Source organism: Nocardia sp. NPDC058658, assembly GCF_042716665.1.
Taxonomy (GTDB): domain Bacteria; phylum Actinomycetota; class Actinomycetes; order Mycobacteriales; family Mycobacteriaceae; genus Nocardia.
On the sequence record NZ_JBHXRR010000009.1, the window covers coordinates 79,117 to 99,278 of the forward strand.

A 20,162-nucleotide genomic window follows, 5' to 3' on the forward strand; every position below is an offset into this window, starting at 1 on the left:
CCCGATTTCTGTCTCAGCTCCTGAGCGGGTAGCGGGCGTCCAAGTCGAGGTTGAGTTCGACGACGTTCACCCGTGGCTCGCCGAGGAATCCGAGGGTGCGTCCGTCGGTGTGCGCGGCGACGAGTTCGCGCACTTCGGCGGCGGTGATGCCGCGCGCCCTTGCCACCCGCTCGACCTGGATGGTCGCGTATTCGGGGGAGATGTGCGGGTCGAGGCCGCTGCCGCTCGCGGTGACCGCGTCGGCGGGAACGGCGGGGACAACCGGTGCGTCGCCGAGGATCGGGATGATCCGGCCGACGGAGTAGTCCTCGCCCGCCTTCGCGCACTCCACCGCGACACCGCGGAACGTGGTCAGAAAGGGTTGCGCGGGGCAGAGTTCGTTGACGCTGACCACCCGCACCGGCCGCGAGACATCACCATCGGCATCACGCGGGCCGATCACCGAGAGCACCGCGCCCACACCGTCTTTCGTGCAGAACTGCCGGGAACCGTCGACCCCCTCACGGTCGCCGACCTCCTTGGAGCGGGTGCACACGGTGGTGAGCAGGCTGGTGCGGGCGGTGGTGTCGACGATGTCTTCCGGGCCTAGGTTGCTCGCGCCCGTGGACAGCGGGTCGTACCCGGCGACCGACGGGCGGCTCTGGAAGTACTGCGCCATCGCACGGCCATCGGCAGAGGTGAACGACTGCCCGATCAGGCTGGAGCCCACCAGCTTTCCGTCACGTTCGATGAGCGAGCCCTCCGCGTTCTCCCGGAGTCCGGGAAGCTGGCCGATCGCGAAAACGGCAACGGGGTAGACGATTCCGGTGATCACGGTCAGCACGAGCAGGGCGCGCAGGGCGGCCAGGTGCTGGCGGATCCAGGTGGACGTGCGCATATCAGGCCATCCCGGGGAGCAGTTGGACGAGCAGGTCGATGAGTTTGATGCCGACGAACGGCGCGATGATGCCGCCGAGGCCGTAGACGGTCAGGTTGCGGCTCAACAGTTTCGAGGCATTGCTCGCCCGGTACTTCACGCCGCGCAGGGCGAGTGGAATGAGCGCCACGATGATGATCGCGTTGAAGATGACCGCCGACAGGATCGCCGACTGCGGGCTGGCCAGGCGCATGATGTTCAGGGCGTCCAGGCCGGGGAACAGGGCCACGAACAGCGCGGGAATGATCGCGAAGTACTTGGCGATGTCATTGGCGATGGAGAACGTGGTGAGCGCGCCACGGGTGATCAGCAGCTGTTTGCCGATCTCCACGATCTCGATCAACTTGGTCGGGTCCGAGTCCAGGTCGACCATGTTGCCCGCTTCTTTGGCGGCGGAGGTGCCGGTGTTCATCGCGACGCCGACGTCGGCCTGGGCCAGCGCGGGGGCGTCGTTGGTGCCGTCGCCGGTCATCGCGACCAGGCGCCCGCCGTCCTGTTCGGACTTGATCAGGGCGAGTTTGTCCTCTGGGGTGGCTTCGGCGAGGAAGTCGTCCACGCCCGCTTCCTCGGCGATGGCCTTGGCGGTCAGCGGATTGTCGCCGGTGATCATCACGGTGCGGATGCCCATGCGTCGCATTTCGTCGAAGCGTTCCCGCATGCCTTGCTTCACAACATCTTTGAGATGGATGACGCCGAGCAGGCGCGGTGTTCCGTCGCGGACCTCACCGACCATGAGCGGGGTGCCTCCGGATGCGGAGATGCCGTCGACGATTGCCGCGGCTTCTGCTGGCACCGAACCACCTTGGGCGCGAACCCATTCGGTGACAGCACCGGCCGCACCCTTGCGCAATTGGTGGCCGTCCGCGAGGTCGACACCCGACATGCGGGTCTGCGCGGTGAACTCCACCCAGGTGGCGCCGGGCAGTTCGCCCGCGCTGCGTTCGCGTTTGTCGAACACCTCCTTGGCGAATACGACGATCGAACGGCCCTCCGGGGTCTCGTCGGCGAGACTCGACAGTTGCGCGGCGTCGGCCATTTCGTCGTCGAGAACCCCTGGCACGGGGACGAATTCGGCGGCTTGGCGATTGCCGAGGGTGATGGTTCCGGTCTTGTCGAGCAGCAGCGTGTTCACATCGCCCGCGGCCTCCACCGCACGACCGGACATGGCCAGCACATTGCGTTGCACGAGGCGGTCCATGCCCGCGATGCCGATGGCCGAGAGCAGCGCGCCGATGGTCGTCGGGATGAGGCAGACCAGCAGCGACACCATCACGATCCCGGTGATGCCGTGGGCGTCCAGTGCCGAAGTGTCCGGCACACCAGGGTTGTTCGACTTGGCGAAGATCGCCAGTGGTTGCAGGGTCGCCACGGCGAACACGAAGATGATCGTGAGGGCGGCCAGGAGAATATTGAGTGCGATCTCATTGGGCGTCTTCTGCCTGCTCGCACCCTCGACCAGCGCGATCATCTTGTCGATGAAGCTGGCGCCGGGTTCCTGGGTGATCTTCACGACGATCCGGTCCGAGAGCACGGTGGTGCCGCCGGTGACCGCCGAACGGTCGCCACCGGATTCGCGGATCACCGGTGCCGATTCGCCGGTGATGGCCGATTCGTCCACCGACGCGATACCTTCGACGACGTCGCCGTCACCGGGGATGACCTGTCCGGCCGCCACGATCACGAAGTCACCTCGACGCAGTTCCGGCGCGGCGACCCGTTCTTCGACGATGCGGCCGCCTGCGGTCCAGTCGATCAGACGACGAGCGACGGTGTCGGTCTTGGCTTTTCGCAAGGTGTCTGCCTGGGCTTTGCCGCGCCCTTCGGCGACGGCTTCGGCCAGGTTGGCGAAGACGACGGTGAGCCACAGCCAGACGACGATCGACCACGCGAAGAAGCTCGGGTCGACGATCGCCAGCACGGTGGCCCACACCGCGCCGATCTCGACGATCAGCATGACGGGGTTCTTCCACAGCGTGCGTGGGTCGAGCTTGCGTACCGCGTCGGGAAGCGAGGTGAGCAGCAGCTTCGGGTCGAGGACGCCCTTGTGCACGCCCTTGGTCCGCAGCGTCGGCGTGGAATCGAGTGTGGAACTGGTCATGTCAGTGGATTCCTTCGGCGAGCGGCCCGAGCGCCAGAGCGGGCAGGAAGGTGAGCGCGACCAGGATCACCGTCACCCCGACGACCATGCCGACGAACTGCGGCCGGTGCGTGGGCAAGGTGCCGATCGACGCGGGAGTGGTGCCCTGCTGGGCCAGTGATCCGGCCAGGGCCAGCACGAAGATGATCGGCAGGAACCGCCCGAACACCATCGCCAGGCCGAGGGCGGTGTTGAACCACTCGGTGTTGCCGGTGAGACCGGTGAAGGCGGAACCGTTGTTGTTGGCCGCGGAAGTGAAGGCGTACAACACTTCCGAGAGACCGTGTGGGCCGGCGTTGAGCATGCTCGCCCGTTCGCCGGGCAGTGCCATCGCGACGGCGGTGCCGATCAGCACGATCAGCGGGCTCACCAGGAAGTAGGCGGCGGCCAGTTTGATTTCGCGCGGGGTGATCTTCTTGCCGAGGTACTCGGGCGTGCGCCCTACCATCAGCCCGGCTACGAACACCGTGATCACGGCGAGGATCAGCATGCCGTACAGGCCGGAGCCGACACCGCCGGGCGCCACCTCGCCGAGCTGCATGTTGAACATCGTCATCATGCCGCCGAGGCTGGTGTAGGAATCGTGGAACGAGTTCACCGCGCCGGTGGAGGTGAGGGTGCTCGCGCCGGCGAAGGTGGCCGAATCAGCTACGCCGAAGCGGGTTTCCACGCCTTCCATCGACGCGCCGATCGCGGTCGGCACCGTGCCGTGGTGCTGGAGCTGGAACAGGTTGATGAGCGCGATGCTGGTGAGGGCGATCGTGCCCATCACCGCGACGATCGCGTAACCCTGCTTCACCGACCCGACCATCCGGCCGAACGTGCGCGGCAGCGAGAACGAGATCACCAGCAGCAGGAAGATCTCCAGGAAGTTCGTCCAGGTCGCGGGATTCTCGAACGGGTGCGCGGAGTTGGCGTTGTAGAAGCCGCCGCCGTTGGTGCCGAGTTCCTTGATGACCTCCTGGCTTGCCACCGGGCCACCGGTGATCGTCTGCTGGGCACCGCCGACGGTCTGCGCGATCTGATCGTGCAGGTGGAAGTTCTGGATGACGCCACCGGCGATCAGCACGATCGCGAACACGAACGCCATCGGCAGCAGGATGCGCAACGTGCCGCGCACCAGGTCGACCCAGAAATTGCCCAGCTCACCGGTGTGCCGACGCGCGAAGCCGCGCACCAGCGCCACCGCCACCGCCATGCCGACGGCCGCGGAGACGAAGTTCTGCACCGCCAACCCGGCCATCTGCACCAGGTGACCCTGGGTGGACTCGCCGGAGTAGTTCTGCCAGTTGGTGTTGGTGACGAAGCTGACCGCGGTGTTCCACGCCAGCGCCGGGGTCATCTCGGTGCCTGGATCGTCGAGATGCAACGGCAACGCGCCCTGCACCAGCTGGAAGAAGAACAGGAACAACACGCTGACCGCCGCGAACGCCAGCACGCTGCGGGCGTAGATCGGCCAGGTCTGCTCGACCTCGGGCTTCGCGCCGATCACCCGGTAGATCAGCCGTTCGACCCGAGAGTGCTTGTCGCCGTTGTACACCCGGAACATGTAGTCACCGAGCGGCACATGGACAAGGACGAGCGCGAGAACCAGGGCCGCCACGAAGACGATCCCCGCCGTAGTCGTAGTCACCTAGAACCTCTCCGGAAAGAGCAGCGCCGCGACCATGAAGACCGCGACGGCAACGGCCAGGACCAGCCCGACCAGATTCGCGATCACAGCTTCTCCACCCCGCGCTGGATCAAGCCCAGCGCCGCGAAGATCGCCACGGTCAGCACCGTGAACACCACGACAGACATTTCCGACCTCCTCGCACCCCGCGGTGAGGTGCTGAGCCAGTCAAAGCCCCCGGATGGGCGCGGCAAGGCTTCCTTACGAATCCTTGACGGCCCCGCGCCCTGCCTTTGCGGATTGTTGACGGGTCGACCAGCGATGATGGGCTGGTGAAACGCGGGCGACTACGCATCTACCTCGGCGCGGCGCCCGGGGTCGGCAAGACCTACGCCATGCTCGGGGAGGCCCATCGACGGCTCGAACGTGGGCGCGATGTGGTCGCCGCTGTGGTGGAAACGCACGGGCGGGCCAAGACCGCGCAGCTGCTGGACGGGATCGAGCAGATCCCGACGAAGCTCGTCGGCTACCGGGGGACCGAACTGCCCGAACTCGACGTCGACGCGGTGCTCGCGCGGCGGCCCGCGGTGGTGTTGGTCGACGAGCTCGCGCACACCAACGCACCGGGCAGCGTGCACGAAAAGCGTTGGCAGGATGTGGAACAGCTCCTGAGTGCGGGCATTGATGTCATCTCGACGGTGAACGTGCAGCACCTCGAGAGCCTCAACGACGTGGTCGCGCAGATCACCGGAATCGAGCAGCGCGAGACCGTGCCCGACGCGGTGGTGCGCGGGGCCGATCAGGTGGAACTCGTCGATCTCACACCGGAGGCGTTGCGGCGCAGGATTTCCCACGGAAATGTGTATGCGGCGGACAGGGTCGATGCGGCGCTGCGCAACTACTTCCGGCCCGGAAACCTCACCGCGCTAAGGGAACTCGCGCTGCTGTGGTTGGCGGATCAGGTCGATGCCGCGCTTGCCAAGTACCGGGCCGACCACAAGATCACCGAGCTGTGGGAGGCGCGCGAACGGGTGGTCGTCGCGGTGACCGGCGGGGCGGAATCGGAGACGGTTGTGCGCAGGGCGGGGCGGATCGCGTCCAAGTCCAGCGCCGATCTGGTGGTGGTGCACGTGGTGCGCGGGGACGGTCTGGCCGGAGTGTCGACGCAGCGGTTGGCCCGGCTGCGGGCACTCGCAGGTGGGCTCGGCGCCTCGCTGCACACGGTGACCGGCGAGGACGTGCCGGGCGCGCTCCTGGAATTCGCGCGCGAGGTCAACGCGACACAGCTGGTGCTCGGGACATCGCGGCGTTCACGGTGGGCGCGGGTGATCGACGAGGGCATCGGCGCCACCGTGGTGCAGCGGTCGGGCAAGATCGACGTCCACATGGTGACCCACGAGCACGCCAACCAAGGGGTGCGGCGCAACCCGCTGCGCGCACGTCAACCGGTGTTCGCCTGGATCGCGGCGCTGCTGGTGCCCGCACTGGTGAGCGTGATCTGCTGGGCCACCCTCGACGGATTTCTCGAACTCGGCGGGCTCAGCGCGATGTTCTTCGTCGGTGTCGTCGCGGTCGCGCTGCTGGGCGGTATCGTGCCCGCCGCGGTGTCGGCGCTGCTGTCGGGGCTGCTGCTCAACTGGTTCTTCACTTCGCCGCGCTACAGCCTCACCGTCGCCGAACCCGACAACTTCGTGACGGTGGTGGTGCTGCTGATCGTCGCGGTGGCGGTCGCCGCGCTGGTCGATGTGGCGGCCAAGCGAACTCGACAGGCACGCAAGGCATCTCGCGAGGCCGAACTGCTCACCCTGTTCGCGGGCGCGGTACTGCACGGCGCGGATCTGCCGAAGCTGCTCGAACAGGTGCGGGAAGTCTATGGTCAGCGGGCGGTGAGCCTGGTGTGTGGTGACGTGGTGGTCGCCGAGGTGGGTGCGGAGCCGCCACAGCGCGCCGACGATGCGGGCACCGTCATCGAGGCCGGTGACACGACGAGTCTGCTGTTGCTCGCCGGCCATCCGCTCGACCCGGGGGAGCGGCCGGTGCTCACCGCGGTCGCCAATCAGGCGGCAGCGCTGGTTCGCCAGGAACGGTTGACCGAAGAAGCCAGTGCCGCAGCGGCTCTGCTAGAAGCCGATCGGTTGCGCCGCGCGCTGCTCTCGGCCGTCAGCCACGACCTACGCACGCCGCTGGCCGGCGCCAAGGCGGCGGTGTCGAGTCTGCGCAGCGACGATATCGAGTTCTCCGCCGAGGACACCGGGGAACTCCTGGAAGCGATCGAGGAATCCGTCGACCAACTGACCGCGCTGGTGGGCAACCTGCTGGATTCGTCGCGGCTCGCCGTCGGGGTGGTGAGCCCGCAGTTGCGGCAGGTCTACCTGGACGAAGCGGTACACCGCGCACTGGTGAGCGTCGGGATGGGTGCGCGGGGGCTGCGGCGCGCGGCGATGGACCGGGTGAAAGTGGAGGTGGGCGAGGTTTCCGTGCTCGCCGACAGCGGCCTACTCGAACGCGTGCTGGCTAACCTCCTGGACAACGCCCTGCACCACTCCGGCCGTGAGGCACCCGTGCGCGTGATCGCCGAACAGGCCGGCGACCGCGTGTCGATCGCGGTCGTCGACACCGGCCGCGGCGTTCCGGAAGGCACCGAGGAGGACCTCTTCGAACCGTTCCAACGCCTCGGCGACCGCGACAACACCACCGGCGTCGGCCTCGGGCTCTCGGTCGTGCGCGGTTTCGTCGAGGCGATGGGCGGCACCGTCCACGCCGAACCGACCCCGGGCGGCGGCCTGACCATGCTGATCGACCTACCTTCCGGCACACCCACCACAGCGTCACCAGTTGACCCCCGAGGAAAGTGAGCACATGGGTAACTCACCGGGGACGGGCGAACAGGCCGACGGACGCGACCGCCGACCGCCGACGGTGCGGGACGACGCACATGAACCTGGCCTGAAGACTCGGGGAGGCGGGACAAGCGGCGGGACAAGCGGCGGGACAAGCGGCGGGACAGGCCCGCGAGTGCTCGTTGTCGATGACGAGCCGCAGATCGTGCGGGCGTTGCGGATCAATCTGTCGGTGCGGGGGTACGACGTGATCACCGCGGGCAACGGAGCGGCAGCTTTGCGTGCCGCGGCCGAAAAGCATCCCGATGTGGTGATCCTCGACCTCGGGCTGCCGGATATGGACGGCATCGAAGTGCTTGCGGGGCTTCGTGGTTGGAGCACCGCGCCGGTGATCGTGCTCTCTGCGCGCACGGATTCGGCCGACAAGGTCGAGGCGCTCGACGCGGGCGCCGACGACTACGTGACCAAGCCGTTCGGGATGGACGAGCTGCTGGCGCGATTGCGCGCGGCGGTCCGGCGGGGGGCCGCCGAGGCGGGGACCGGTGATCCGGTGGTGGTGACCGCGTCGTTCACCGTGGATCTGGCCGCCAAACAGGTCACCAAGGAGGGCGTGGCCGTGCATCTGACGCCGACCGAGTGGGGGATGCTCGAGATGCTGGTGCGGCATCGCGGAAAACTGGTGGGGCGCAAGGAATTACTGCGTGAAGTGTGGGGTCCTGCGTATGCCACCGAAACCCACTACCTGCGCGTCTACCTCGCCCAGTTGCGTCGCAAACTCGAAGACGATCCGGCCAACCCGCGCCACCTGCTCACCGAGGCGGGGATGGGGTATCGCTTTCAGGAATGAGCGTGGACCAGGTCACTGTGCCGGAATCCCGGTCGGTCCGTAGGCGTTGCCGGTGAGGAAACGTGTCCGACGTGAATGGCAGGATGACCCCTATGGCTGAGCAGACCGCACCCGTGACCAACGCCCCCACCGAACTGTGGGTCGAGCGCACCGGAACCCGTGCCTACACCGGGCGCAGCAACCGTGGCGCCGAGGTGTTGATCGCCTCGCAGGGCGTTCCCGGCGCCTTCACCCCCGGTGAGCTGCTGAAGATCGCGCTCGCCGGGTGCACCGGGCTCAGCTCGGACTTCCCGCTCTCGCGCCGCCTCGGCGACGACTTCGACGCCACCATCCGCGTCTCCGGCGACGCCGACCGCGAGAACGAGCTGTACCCGCAGCTCGACGAGGTCCTCGAACTCGATCTGTCCGAACTCGACGAGGCCGGACGCGAACGACTACTGGTCACCGTGCAGCGTGCCGTCGACAAGGCCTGCACCGTCGGGCGCACGCTCAAGGCGGGCACGAAGGTGACGCTGACGTTCACCATCGACGCATGAGCGGGCGCGCCCGGCGGCCCGATCGCACGGAATCGGCATGAGCGAGGAGCCGGTCCGGCTGAGCGCGTGGGTGCACGGCTACGTCCAAGGCGTGGGATTTCGCTGGTGGACGCGGTCGCGCGCACTGGAACTCGGCCTCGTCGGGTACGCGCGCAATCACCGCGACGGCCGCGTGCACGTGGTGGCCGAAGGGCCGCGAACGGCGGGCGAGAAATTGCTGGAACTGCTACGGTCCGGCGAAGCGCTCGATGGCTCGCAGGCCGTCGGGCACGCGACACATGGTCTGGCCGGGCGTGCACCAGGGCGGGTAGACCTGGTTGTGGAAAGCTGGGAGCCCGCGCGGGGCGACATGACGGGATTCGAGGAGCGCTAGTGGTGACTTCGGGGGTACGGCAGCGGTGAGCACACAGAACCCCGGCCCGCCCGATCGACCCAATGGCGAGCCGGACAGGTCCCCGTGGACGCCACCGGACACCGGTGCGGGCTGGACTCCACCGGCCGAGGGTTCGACGCCATCCGAACCAGGTCCCGGTGCGACGCCGTTCGATTCGAACGCTGGTGCGAACCCGCCCGTTTTCGGGTCGGGCGGGCATCCCGTCGGCGAGCCGCGTCCCGGTCGGATGGCCAGGCAGGAGCCCGGCGTCACCCAGCCGCGCCCACCCACCGTCGGCGAGGCGCGTGCCAGGGACAAGGCCCGCAGGCAGGCAGAAGAGGCCGAGCGTGCCGCGGTCGCGGCGGCCGAGGAGAAGAAGCGCAACCGCAAACGCGTGATGATCGGCGGCGTCGCCATCGTCGGTGTAGCCGCCCTGGTCGGCGGCGGCTACCTCGCCTACCGTGCGATCACCGCACCCGACCAGGTGACCGCCTCGTGTGTGCAGGTCGACGAGAACGGGCAGGAAGTCGTTGTCCCCGATGACAAATGCGGTGACGGCAAAACCAATTTCCGCAGCGAGGGCTCCAGCGGCGGCCACGGCGGCGGACTGCTGATCCTCGGCTGGCCGCAGTACCGCTACCACTACGGCGGCACCCCGACGATCGGCAAGCCACCCACGGGCGGCACCTCGGTGAAACCGCGCAATGCCTCGATCACGACCAAGAGCGGCACCACGGTGCAGCGCGGCGGACTCGGCAGCAAGTCGACCGGCGGGAGTGGATCGTAGATGCGGCGCACCAAGAGCACGCCACGCAAGGACTGGCAGCAGATCGTCGAAAAGCAGGGGCTGGTCTACGGCGCACCGGGGCGCGACGCCAGCGGACAGCCGCGGCCGTACTGGGACGAGTCGGTGCACTACGAGTTCTCGATGGACGAGATCCTCGCGCTGGAAGCCGATGTGGAACTGCTGCAGTCGATGTGCCTGCACGCGGCCGAGCACGTGGTACTCACCGAGCGGTTCGCCGATTTCGGTCTGCCGGAATGGACTTGGGGCCCGATCGCCGAATCGTGGCGTCGCAGTGACCCTTACGTGTACGGCCGCTTCGATCTGCGCTACGACGCCCGCCGCCCTGCCAAGCTCCTCGAGTACAACGCCGACACCCCCACCTCGCTGCTCGAGGCCGCGATCATCCAGTGGCACTGGCTGCAGCAGGTGTATCCCGGTGGCGACCAATGGAATTCGCTGCACGAGAAACTGGTGGAGCGCTGGACCGAACTGCGCGGCGTGCTGCCGGGCACCGAACTGCACTTCACCTGGTCGGGCGCCGACGCCACCGGCGAGGACAACGTCACCACCGCCTACATGCAGGAAACCGCGGCCGAAGCCGGCTTCGACACGGTCGCGCTGCCGATCGAGGAAGTCGGGTTCGACACCGAACTGAACCGGTTCGTCGATCTGGCCGAGGCGCCGATCGAGGCGATGTTCAAGCTGTATCCGTGGGAGTGGATCCTCGACGACGACTTCGGCAAGCGCGTCGTCGCCAGCCTGCCCGCGACCGCGTGGATCGAACCGCTGTGGACCACGCTGCTGAGCAACAAGGCGATCCTGGCCATCCTGTGGGAGATGTACCCCGGGCACCCGAACCTGCTGCCCGCCTACCTGGACAACCCGCACGAACTCACCGAATACATCCGCAAACCCAAGCTCGGCCGCGAAGGCGCGAACATGACCATCGTCGGCCCCGGCATGGAGACCGCGACCGGCGGCGTCTACGGCGCCGAGGGTTTCGTCTACCAAATGCTCGACCCGCTACCGGAATTCGACGGCATGCGCCCGGTGCTCGGCGCCTGGGTGGTCGGTGACACCGCGGCGGGGCTCGGCATTCGCGAGACCGCCGGCCTGATCACCGATGACGGCGCCGCGTTCGTGCCGCACCGCATCGTCGACTGACACCCCTTGACCTCACAACATTGTTCGAAAGGACCACGATGACCGCCCTCGCCCTGGAATCGGGTTATTGGAGTGCGCTCGGTGAAGGCGTCGGCGCCATCATCCTGTACTGCCTGATCGGCCTCGTCCTCATGCTGATCGGCTTCTTCGCCATCGACCTCACCACGCCGGGCAAGCTGCGTGACCTGGTGATCGCGGGCAAGCCGAACGCGATCATCGTCTCGGCGGCCGGGATGATCAGCATGGCGTTCATCGTCGTGTTCGCGGTGCTGGCCACCGGCGGCAGCGGCAAGCTGTCGCAGGGGCTGATCGCGGCGATCGTGTACGGCCTGGTCGGCATCGTCGCGCAGGTGATCTCGGTGCGGGTGATCGAGAAGGTCACCGGCATCGACATCGGTCGCACGATGCACGCCGACGCCTACACCCCCGAGGTGCTGCTCGTCGCCGCCGCGCACTTCGCTCTCGGTCTCGTGGTGGCCTTCGCGATTCTCTGACCTGCGAGCGGTTGACATTGCACTGTGGAGGGTGGACGCTGGAATTCAGCACTCCACTGTGGATGTGACCGAGAGGACGTCGGCATGGAAATCACCCCGGGTACGCGCGCGTCCGACGCCGAACGCCAGGCGATCGTCGACCAGTTGGGTACGCACATGGCCGACGGCCGACTCGACCTCAGCGAATACGACCTGCGCGTGGCCAAGGTCTACGCGACCACCACGCGTGACGAACTCGCCGTCGTCCTGTCGGACCTGCCTGCTCTGACGAAAAAGCAGCAGGCCGCCCCCGCCGAACGCAAGCCAGGTTCGCGCTTCCCGATCTGGCAGCGCATCGAGGCGGGCAGCTGGCTCGGTGTCAGCGTGATCGTGCTGGTCATCTGGGGTCTGATCTCGCTGTCTGCGGGCGAGCTCACGTATTTTTGGCCGATGTGGGTCATCGGCCCGTGGGGTGCGGTGCTGGTCTTCCGCGTGATCACCGGCTGGGAAGCGGCTCCCGGCACCCAGACTCATCTGCGTCAGCTGCAGACGCAGATGAAGCACATCAACCCGCACTGACGCCGGGCGTCGACCACCGACCTGACGGTGCGTCGCGTTAGCATGGTTGCTCGCGCGCAGAAAGGGTCGCTCTTTTGCATTTGAAGAGTCTGACGTTGAAGGGGTTCAAGTCCTTCGCGTCTGCGACCACTCTGCGTTTCGAACCGGGCATCACCTGCGTTGTCGGGCCCAATGGGTCCGGTAAGTCCAATGTCGTGGACGCGCTCTCGTGGGTGATGGGCGAGCAGGGTGCCAAGGCGTTGCGGGGCGGGAAGATGCAGGACGTCATCTTCGCCGGGACCATCGGGCGCGCACCGCTCGGGCGCGCCGAGGTGACGCTGACCATCGACAACTCCGACGGCGCGCTGCCCATCGACTACGCCGAGGTGTCGATCACCCGGCGCATGTTCCGCGACGGCGCGGGCGAGTACGAGATCAACGGCAGTACGTGCCGGTTGATGGATGTGCAGGAACTGCTGTCGGACTCCGGTATCGGGCGTGAGATGCACGTCATCGTGGGGCAGGGCAGGCTGTCGGCGATCCTGGAATCGCGGCCGGAGGATCGGCGCGCGTTCGTCGAAGAAGCCGCGGGCGTGCTCAAGCACCGCAGGCGCAAGGAAAAGGCCGTCCGCAAGCTCGATGCGATGCAGGCCAACCTCGCCCGGCTCACCGACCTCACCACCGAACTGCGCCGCCAGCTCAAGCCGCTCAGTCGCCAGGCCGAGGTGGCGCGGCGCGCGCAGACCGTGCAGGCCGACCTGCGTGACGCCCGGCTGCGGCTGGCTGCCGACGACCTGGTGACCCGGCGCGGCGAGCTGGAATCCCAGCTCAGCAAAGAGGCCTACGCCCGCGAACAGCAGATCAATGTGCAATCCGAACTCGATGCCGCCAATGCCGCACTCGCGCAACAGGAATTCCAGCTGTCACGGCTGAGCCCCAGCGCCGAGGCCGCCGCGCAGACCTGGTTCCAGCTCTCGGCCCTGACCGAACGGGTCAACGCCACCATCCGCATCGCCAGCGACCGGGCCAGGCACCTGCACACCGAGGCGCCGGTCGGCACCGGCCGCGACCCCGACCAGCTCGAGGCCGAAGCCGACCGGGTCGAAGCCGAGGAAGCCGAACTGCGGTACGCGGTCGACATGGCCACCGAAACCCTCGAGGCCGCCCGCGAAGCCCTCGCCGAGCGTGAGCACGCCGCCAAGGCCGCCGAGCAGGCGCATCTCGCTGCCGTGCGCGCGATCGCCGACCGTCGCGAAGGGTTGGCCCGGCTGTCCGGTCAGGTCGACAACCTGCGCACCCGCGCGCAATCCGTCGACGCCGAGATCGCGCGACTGTCCGTGGCCATTGCCGATGCCCGCCACCGAGGCGAGGCCGCGCAGGTCGAATACGACGCGGTGCAGGACGAACTCGGCGAACTCGACGCGGGGGAGAAGGGCCTCGACGCCCAGCACGAGCACGCCGTCGCCGCCCAGGAACTCGCCGACGAGCGGGTACGGGAACTGCGCGAATTGGACCGTGAGGCAAGCAAACTGGTCGCCAGGCTCGGCGCCCGCATCGAAGCGCTCGGCATGAATCTGGCGCGCAAAGACGGCGCGGCCTGGCTGCTCGAGCACGGGGTGAGTGGGCTCGGGGGGCGGTTGTCCGGGTTGTTGCGCGTGCAGTCGGGATTCGAGGCCGCGGTCGCAGCGCTGCTCGGTCCGCTCGCCGACGCCATCACCGCCGACACCGCGACCACCGCCGATGCCGCCGTGCGCGAACTGCGCAGTGGCGATGGTGGACGGGTGGCGTTCGTTTTCGCGACCGACGGCACGATCCCGAACGAGCGAGGTTCGCTGCCCGCTGGTGCGCAGTGGCTCGCGGACGTTCTCGACGGTGACGTGCAGGTGCGCCCCGCGCTGGCGGCTCTCACCGCCGGTGTCGTGGTTGTCGATGATCTGGCGAGCGCCACCGAACTCGTCACCCTGCGCCCGGAACTGCGAGTGGTCACCCGTGACGGTGATCTGGCCGGTGCCGGCTGGGTCGTCGGTGGTTCGGAACGGATGCCGAGCCAGCTCGAGGTCCAGGCCGACATCGACACCGCCACAGCCGAATTGGCGGCCGCGCAACGGCGGGCCGAAGAGCTGGAAGCGGCGCTGTCGGGTGCGCTGGCCGAACAGACCGACCGCAAGGAAGCCGCCGACCACGCGTTGATGGCACTGCACGAATCCGATCAGGCACTGCTGGCGATCTACGACCGGCTCGCGCGCGTCGGGCAGACCGCTCGCGCCGCGCAGACCGAAGGTGAACGGCTGGCTACACAGCGCACGGAAGCTGAAGCGGCACGGGAGAAGTCACTCGCTTCCCTCGCCGAACTCGAGGACCGGTTGCGGCACGCGGAGATCGAACACGACGGCAGCGATGACAGTTTCGGGGCCGCGAGTACGGAGACCGCAGGCTACGCGCGGGAGGAAGCTGCCGCCGCGCTCGCCGAAGCGCGGACCATGGAGGTCGAAGCGCGACTGTCGGTGCGTACCTCCGAGGAGCGGGCGGAATCTGTTCGCGGCAAAGCGGATTCGCTGCGCCGGGCTGCTCGCGGTGAGCGGGAAGCCAGGGCACGCGCGGAACGTGCGCAGGCAGCACGGCGTCAGGCTGCTGCAGTGGCCGCGGCGGTCGCCGAGTCGGGCACCAAGATCAAGCACGAGCTCGAACAGGTCGTGACCGCCGCCGCGGCCCGGCGTGACGAATTGGTCCGCCGCCGTGGGGAATGCGCCGCCGCGCTGGAACAGGTGAAGGAACGCGCACGTGCGCTGAACACCCAGCTGGCCCAGCTCACCGACGCTGTACACCGCGACGAAGTCGCCAAAGCCCAAGCGGCACTGCGCATCGAGCAGTTGGAGACGACGATCTCCGAACAGTTCGGTATCGCACTGGCCGACCTCGTCGCCGAATACGGGCCCGACGTGCCGTTGCCGCCCTCCGCACTCGAGCTGCACGAGTACGAGGAAGCCAAAGAGCGCGGCGAACAGGTCAGCGCACCGCAGCCGATGCCCTACGACCGTCCCACCCAGGAACGCCGCGCCAAACGCGCCGAGAAGGACCTCACCACCCTGGGCAAGGTGAATCCCCTTGCGCTGGAAGAGTTCGCGGCCCTCGAAGAGCGCTACACCTTCCTCGCCACCCAGCTCGAGGACGTGAAGAACGCGCGCAAGGACCTCCTCGACGTGGTCGCCGAAGTCGACGCCCGCATCCTGCAGGTGTTCACCGAGGCCTACGCCGATGTGGAACGCGAATTCGTCGGCGTCTTCGGCAAACTGTTCCCCGGCGGCGAAGGTCGACTGGTCCTCACCGACCCGTCGGACATGCTCACCACCGGCATCGAGGTCGAGGCCCGCCCACCCGGCAAGAAGGTCAAGCGACTTTCCCTGCTGTCCGGCGGCGAAAAGTCCCTCACCGCAGTCGCTTTGCTCGTCGCCATCTTCCGCGCCCGACCCTCCCCGTTCTACGTGATGGACGAGGTCGAAGCAGCCCTGGACGACACCAACCTGCGCCGCCTCATCGGCCTGTTCGAGCAGCTGCGCGAGAAGAGCCAGCTGATCGTCATCACCCACCAGAAGCCCACGATGGAAATCGCCGACGCCCTCTACGGCGTGAGCATGCGCGGCGACGGCATCACCCAGGTGATTTCCCAGCGCCTGAACCGAGCCGAGGCCACTGACCCCGACCCGGTGTCGGCCTCGGCCTGACGGCGCCCGCGCACAGCAGTGGTTGTCGGTCAGGTCGGCGAGGTAGCTGCCGTGGTCGGCGGGGTGCGGCTCAGCCGACTCGGGTCGGCGCACCAGCGACGGCGATCCGGTCGGCGATCCGCGCTGTGCCGCCGCGAGCGAGCCAGTCACGCAGAGACAGCAGCCCTGGATGCAGAGTGCGCAGGGCGGGGATATCCGCCTGCCAGCCGCCGGTTTCGCGGATCAGGCGCCAGGTGTTGCCCAGTTGCGGACCGATGGCATCGGCTTCTGCCTCGGTGACCTCGCGGTAGTGGACGGGGCGGCCGGTGGCAGCGCTGATCGTGGCGGCCGCGTCGACGGGAGTGATTGCCTCGCCGGCCAGTTCGAGGGTGCGGGTGTGCCAGATGTCGGGGTCGGCGAAGGCCAGGGTGGCGAAGGCGCCGATGTCGTCGACAGCGATCATCTGTAGTGACCGGTCGGCGGGGAACAGGTGGCGGTGCTCGCCGTCCGCGCGGATGCCGTCGACGGGTGAGCCTTGGAGCAGGTAGTTCTCCATGAATCGGACAGGGCGTAGGACGGTGTAGCGCAGACCAGATGCGGCGAGGGCTTCTTCGATCCGCCGCTTGCCGTCCTGTCCCCAGGAATCGGCGGGACCCATCGTGGCGACGCCGCTGAACACGATCTGTTCGACACCGGCAGCGCGGGCCGCGTCGATCATGGCGAGGCCACGCCGGGCTTCGGTGCCTTCGCCCCAGCCTTTCGCGCTGTAATCGGCTGGGGGAACGAGGAATACGGCTCGGGTGCCGGATGCTGCGGCGCGCAGGGATGAGGGGTCGTCGAAGTCGCCGACAGCCAATTCCGCACCGGCGGCAGCGAGTGTTCGGGCGGCGGGGGAGTCGGGGTCGCGCACCAGGGCGCGGACCGGGTGTCCATCGGTGAGCAAGCGGCGGGCGGTCACGCCACCCTGCTTGCCGGTCGCGCCGGTGATCAGGATGGGGAGTGCTGAGGTCATCGCGGAGAAGTTCCGTTCGTGATCGATCGTGTGTCTACAATCGGGTCGGTCAACCCGTATGCCGGACGTTACGGGCGAGCACACCCGGTTGGCGAGGTCCGGTGCAGGGAAGGCGTAACGAAATGACCGTCGACAATGGCGCGGAACCCGCGATCCGGGCCGACGCGCGACGCAACCGCGCGCTGATCCTGGCCGCCGCTCAGCGTGCCCTCGCCGAGCGGGGCACCACCGTTTCGCTGGCCGAAGTGGCCCGTCGCGCCGGGGTCGGGGCGGGTACCGTCCACCGGCATTTCCCCACGAAAACCGCACTGCTGGAAGCGGTTATGCACCAGCGCGTCGATGGACTGGCCGCGCTGGCCGATCGACATCTCGCCGATCCGGACCCGGGGTCGGCCTTCTTCGCGCTGTGCACGCACGTGATCGCCACCACGCCCGGTAACAAGGACCTCTGTGACCTGGTGCAATCCGACGACGGGTGGCCCCGAGCGCTGCTGCGCGGCGCGGGCAACCGCTTCCACCGCGCCCTCGGTGCGCTGCTCGTCTCAGCCCAACGTCAGGGCGCGGTACGTCCCGATGTGGTGGTCACGGACGTGCTCGACATCTTCACGGGATGCGTTGCCGTCCAACAGCATCGGCGGGCGAACGACCCACTGGCGCCCGCCGTCGTATTGATCCTCGACGCCCTGCGGACCCGACCGTCTCCCGTCACGAAACTCGCGGAGATCGAGCGTAACGAAACAGTGGAAGGTGACGAAACTGCGCCGACGTGCCCCGTCTGCGGCAGTCGACTCGGACACTCCACCACCGGCAGGCCCGCCCGCTACTGCTCGGCGGCCTGCCGTCAGAAAGCGCACCGGCAGCGGAGCAGGGCCGCTACAGCAGGTCGCTGACGTCGTCGGGGACGTCCACGGCGTATTTGCGCAGGATGTCCATCGAGATGACCTCCAGGGCGTTCTCGTGGGTGGCGGCCAGCACCACGGGGGCGGCTACACCGTCCTCGTGGGCATGCAGCCAGCGAACCGCGACAACGCACCAGCGGTCGCCCGGTTGCAGGCCGGGGAAATTGTTCTCAGGGCGGGGGGTACTGAGGTCGTTGCCGATGGAGGCCTGATGCTCCAGGAATTCCGCCGTTACCACGGTGCACACGGTGTGGCTGCCGAGATCCTCCGGACCGGTGCTGCAGCAGCCGTCCCGGTAGAAGCCCGTGAGAGGATCGGCGCCGCACTCATCCAGCGGCCCCCCAAGCACGTTTCGATCGGTCACTCCGCCGATCCTATGGGTCCAGCGCCAGAAGTTCCGCAGGACAACGAATCTGTAGTGTTTCCGCCACGCCGCGACGCGCCCGGCGACGGCTCCACGACCTGCCCCGCAGACGCCGCCGACGTGCGGCAACACCGGGCCTGAATAGACTCGCCGGGTGAGTTCGCAAGCGTGGATCCTGATCGCCGCGATCGCCGCCGTCCTGTTGGTGGCGCTCGTCGCGGGTTTCGTCCTGTACAAGCGGCGCCAGATTTCGCTGGCCCCGCCCGAGCCGGACAAGGAGTTGACGGACCGTTCCGGTGGTTACACCGCCTCCGGTGGGTTCAACTTCAGCCAGGGCGGGTCGACGGCTACCTTGCCGCGACCCGAACCCGTCCCGGAACGCACCGACACCGAGGGGCAACCGCACGTCGGTGACGACGCCGCCGTCCCGCGTGACGCACCGCGTCGCAGCATCACCGATGTGCCGCTGCCAGAGGGCGATGTCGCCGTCGACGAGACCGTGGTGGTCCCCGACGACGCCTCCGCCCTCGACACCGTCGCCCCGGCCGAGCCCGACACCGCAGACACGCTGCCGACCGAGACCGCGCCCGCTGACACGGCCACGACGAAGCCCGCGCCCACCGAGGCCGAGCCCGCAGACACGGCGCCGACCACCGCACCGGTCACCGAGCCCGCCCCGGCCCCCGCCGAAACCGCCCCGGCCGAGGTCGACGAGACCGCCGCCGCGATCGAAGAGATCGACCCCACCACCGGCCGCCTCGTCCGCCTGCGCGGTCGCCTCGCCCGCTCCCAGAACGCCGTTGGCAAGAGCCTGCTCGGCCTGCTCGGCGGCGGCGACCTCGACGAGGACTCGTGGGAGGAGATCGAGGACACTCTCGTGCTTGCCGATATCGGCACCGCGAGCACCGCGAAGATCGTCGAACGCCTGCGCGAGGAAATGGCCTCGCGCAGCGTGCGTACGCCCGAACAGGCCCGCGAGGCCCTGCGTGACGTGCTGATCGAGGCCCTGCGCCCCGATCTCGACCGTTCCATCCACGCCCTCCCGCACGGCGACAAGCCGGCGATCCTGCTGGTGGTCGGCGTGAACGGCACCGGCAAGACCACCACCACCGGCAAGCTGGCCCGCGTGCTCGTCGCCGACGGTCGCCGCGTGCTGCTCGGCGCCGCTGACACCTTCCGCGCCGCCGCCGCCGATCAGCTGCAGACCTGGGGCGAACGGGTGGGCGCCGAGACCGTGCGCGGCAAGGAGGCCGCCGACCCGGCCGCCGTCGCCTTCGACGCGGTCACCGCGGGCATCGACCGTGGCGTCGACGCGGTGCTCATCGACACCGCGGGTCGCTTGCACACCAAAACCGGCCTGATGGACGAGCTGGGCAAGGTCAAGCGGGTCGTGGAGAAGAAGGGCGAGGTCGACGAAGTGCTGTTGGTCCTCGACGCGACCGTCGGCCAGAACGGCCTGATGCAGGCGCGGGTCTTCGCCGACGTCGTCGACATCACCGGCGTGGTCCTCACCAAACTCGACGGCACCGCCAAGGGCGGCATCGTCTTCCAGGTCCAGCACGAACTCGGCGTACCGGTGAAACTGGTCGGTCTCGGCGAGGGTGCCGACGATCTGGCACCGTTCGAGCCCGGCGCCTTCGTCGACGCCCTGCTCGGGGGTACCGCGTAGCCTTTCCCGCGCTGCCCGTCCGATCCAGCGATCGGGCGGGCATTCGTCGTTTTCGGGGCTGACATCGCTGTTCGGCACGGAATTCACGGGGACGAATCGCCGTGCGAACTCGCGGCGAATCGCACCTGCGTACCAACCTCACCGTGAGCTGACAGGCTGTGGCCGACACCACGAAACGTAGACGCAACACAACAGCGCGATCCGTTCACTCAGGTGAAACACCACAGCTCAACGGATGAAACACCGAGTGGCGACCCTTCTGTACAGGTCCTTT

Annotated in this window: 17 protein-coding genes; 11 read left to right on the top strand and 6 right to left on the bottom strand. The window is 68.0% G+C overall.

Annotated features, from left to right (window positions below):
* Positions 1 to 13: 13 nt before the first annotated feature.
* From ACFWUP_RS15660 to ACFWUP_RS15675, 4 genes are read right to left on the bottom strand one after another with little or no spacing between them, the layout of a single operon-like run.
* Positions 14 to 877 (bottom strand): potassium-transporting ATPase subunit C, encoded by an 864-nt coding sequence (locus tag ACFWUP_RS15660; protein WP_379234730.1) that lies wholly within the window; start codon positions 875 to 877, stop codon positions 14 to 16.
* Between the two features lies 1 nt (position 878).
* On the bottom strand, positions 879 to 3,014 hold the full coding sequence (gene kdpB / locus ACFWUP_RS15665) for a potassium-transporting ATPase subunit KdpB (RefSeq protein ID WP_379234732.1): 2,136 nt from the start codon (positions 3,012 to 3,014) through the stop codon (positions 879 to 881).
* A 1-nt stretch (position 3,015) separates the two neighbouring features.
* A complete protein-coding gene (kdpA, locus tag ACFWUP_RS15670; protein ID WP_379234734.1) occupies positions 3,016 to 4,686 on the bottom strand; it encodes a potassium-transporting ATPase subunit KdpA in 1,671 nt (556 codons plus the stop codon).
* Positions 4,687 to 4,773 (bottom strand): potassium-transporting ATPase subunit F, encoded by an 87-nt coding sequence (locus ACFWUP_RS15675; protein ID WP_379234998.1) that lies wholly within the window; start codon positions 4,771 to 4,773, stop codon positions 4,687 to 4,689.
* A 224-nt stretch (positions 4,774 to 4,997) separates the two neighbouring features.
* Here ACFWUP_RS15675 and ACFWUP_RS15680 point away from each other — a divergent pair, with 224 nt between their 5' ends.
* The 9 genes from ACFWUP_RS15680 to smc all read left to right on the top strand — a co-directional run bounded on the left by ACFWUP_RS15680 (position 4,998) and on the right by smc (position 15,965).
* Positions 4,998 to 7,520 carry a DUF4118 domain-containing protein gene (locus ACFWUP_RS15680; RefSeq protein WP_379234736.1) on the top strand — a complete coding sequence of 841 codons (2,523 nt, stop codon included), beginning with the start codon at positions 4,998 to 5,000 and terminating at the stop codon, positions 7,518 to 7,520.
* A 160-nt stretch (positions 7,521 to 7,680) separates the two neighbouring features.
* Entirely contained in the window at positions 7,681 to 8,352 is a 672-nt protein-coding gene (locus tag ACFWUP_RS15685; protein ID WP_379234738.1) for a response regulator, read from the top strand.
* Positions 8,353 to 8,444: 92 nt separating this feature from the next.
* Complete coding sequence (locus tag ACFWUP_RS15690; RefSeq protein WP_379234740.1) at positions 8,445 to 8,888, top strand: OsmC family protein; 444 nt, start codon at positions 8,445 to 8,447, stop codon at positions 8,886 to 8,888.
* 37 nt (positions 8,889 to 8,925) lie between these two features.
* Complete coding sequence (locus ACFWUP_RS15695) at positions 8,926 to 9,261, top strand: acylphosphatase (protein WP_379234742.1); 336 nt, start codon at positions 8,926 to 8,928, stop codon at positions 9,259 to 9,261.
* 25 nt (positions 9,262 to 9,286) lie between these two features.
* The gene (locus ACFWUP_RS15700) at positions 9,287 to 10,048 is read left to right on the top strand and encodes a hypothetical protein (protein ID WP_379234744.1); all 762 of its coding nucleotides are present in this window, start codon (positions 9,287 to 9,289) and stop codon (positions 10,046 to 10,048) included.
* The gene (locus tag ACFWUP_RS15705; RefSeq protein ID WP_379234746.1) at positions 10,049 to 11,212 is read left to right on the top strand and encodes a glutathionylspermidine synthase family protein; all 1,164 of its coding nucleotides are present in this window, start codon (positions 10,049 to 10,051) and stop codon (positions 11,210 to 11,212) included.
* A gap of 38 nt (positions 11,213 to 11,250) precedes the next feature.
* On the top strand, positions 11,251 to 11,706 hold the full coding sequence (locus ACFWUP_RS15710; protein ID WP_379234748.1) for a DUF350 domain-containing protein: 456 nt from the start codon (positions 11,251 to 11,253) through the stop codon (positions 11,704 to 11,706).
* 84 nt (positions 11,707 to 11,790) lie between these two features.
* Positions 11,791 to 12,264, top strand: coding sequence for a DUF1707 domain-containing protein (locus tag ACFWUP_RS15715; protein ID WP_379234750.1), 474 nt, complete (start codon positions 11,791 to 11,793; stop codon positions 12,262 to 12,264).
* Positions 12,265 to 12,338: 74 nt separating this feature from the next.
* Positions 12,339 to 15,965, top strand: a complete 3,627-nt coding sequence (gene smc, locus ACFWUP_RS15720) for a chromosome segregation protein SMC (protein ID WP_379234752.1) — start codon at positions 12,339 to 12,341, stop codon at positions 15,963 to 15,965.
* 70 nt (positions 15,966 to 16,035) lie between these two features.
* Here smc and ACFWUP_RS15725 read toward each other — a convergent pair whose 3' ends face one another.
* Positions 16,036 to 16,956, bottom strand: a complete 921-nt coding sequence (locus tag ACFWUP_RS15725; protein WP_379234754.1) for an NmrA/HSCARG family protein — start codon at positions 16,954 to 16,956, stop codon at positions 16,036 to 16,038.
* 122 nt (positions 16,957 to 17,078) lie between these two features.
* Between ACFWUP_RS15725 and ACFWUP_RS15730 the strand changes: the two genes are divergently transcribed.
* Positions 17,079 to 17,846, top strand: coding sequence for a TetR/AcrR family transcriptional regulator (locus tag ACFWUP_RS15730; protein WP_379234756.1), 768 nt, complete (start codon positions 17,079 to 17,081; stop codon positions 17,844 to 17,846).
* Here the strand turns inward: ACFWUP_RS15730 and ACFWUP_RS15735 are convergent.
* Positions 17,830 to 18,219 (bottom strand): DUF2237 family protein, encoded by a 390-nt coding sequence (locus ACFWUP_RS15735; RefSeq protein WP_379234758.1) that lies wholly within the window; start codon positions 18,217 to 18,219, stop codon positions 17,830 to 17,832. The two genes, ACFWUP_RS15730 and ACFWUP_RS15735, sit on opposite strands and share 17 nt — an antisense overlap.
* A 154-nt stretch (positions 18,220 to 18,373) precedes the next feature.
* On the opposite strand from ACFWUP_RS15735, the gene ftsY reads away from it, so the two are divergent.
* Complete coding sequence (gene ftsY, locus ACFWUP_RS15740) at positions 18,374 to 19,888, top strand: signal recognition particle-docking protein FtsY (RefSeq protein WP_379234760.1); 1,515 nt, start codon at positions 18,374 to 18,376, stop codon at positions 19,886 to 19,888.
* Positions 19,889 to 20,162: the final 274 nt, after the last annotated feature.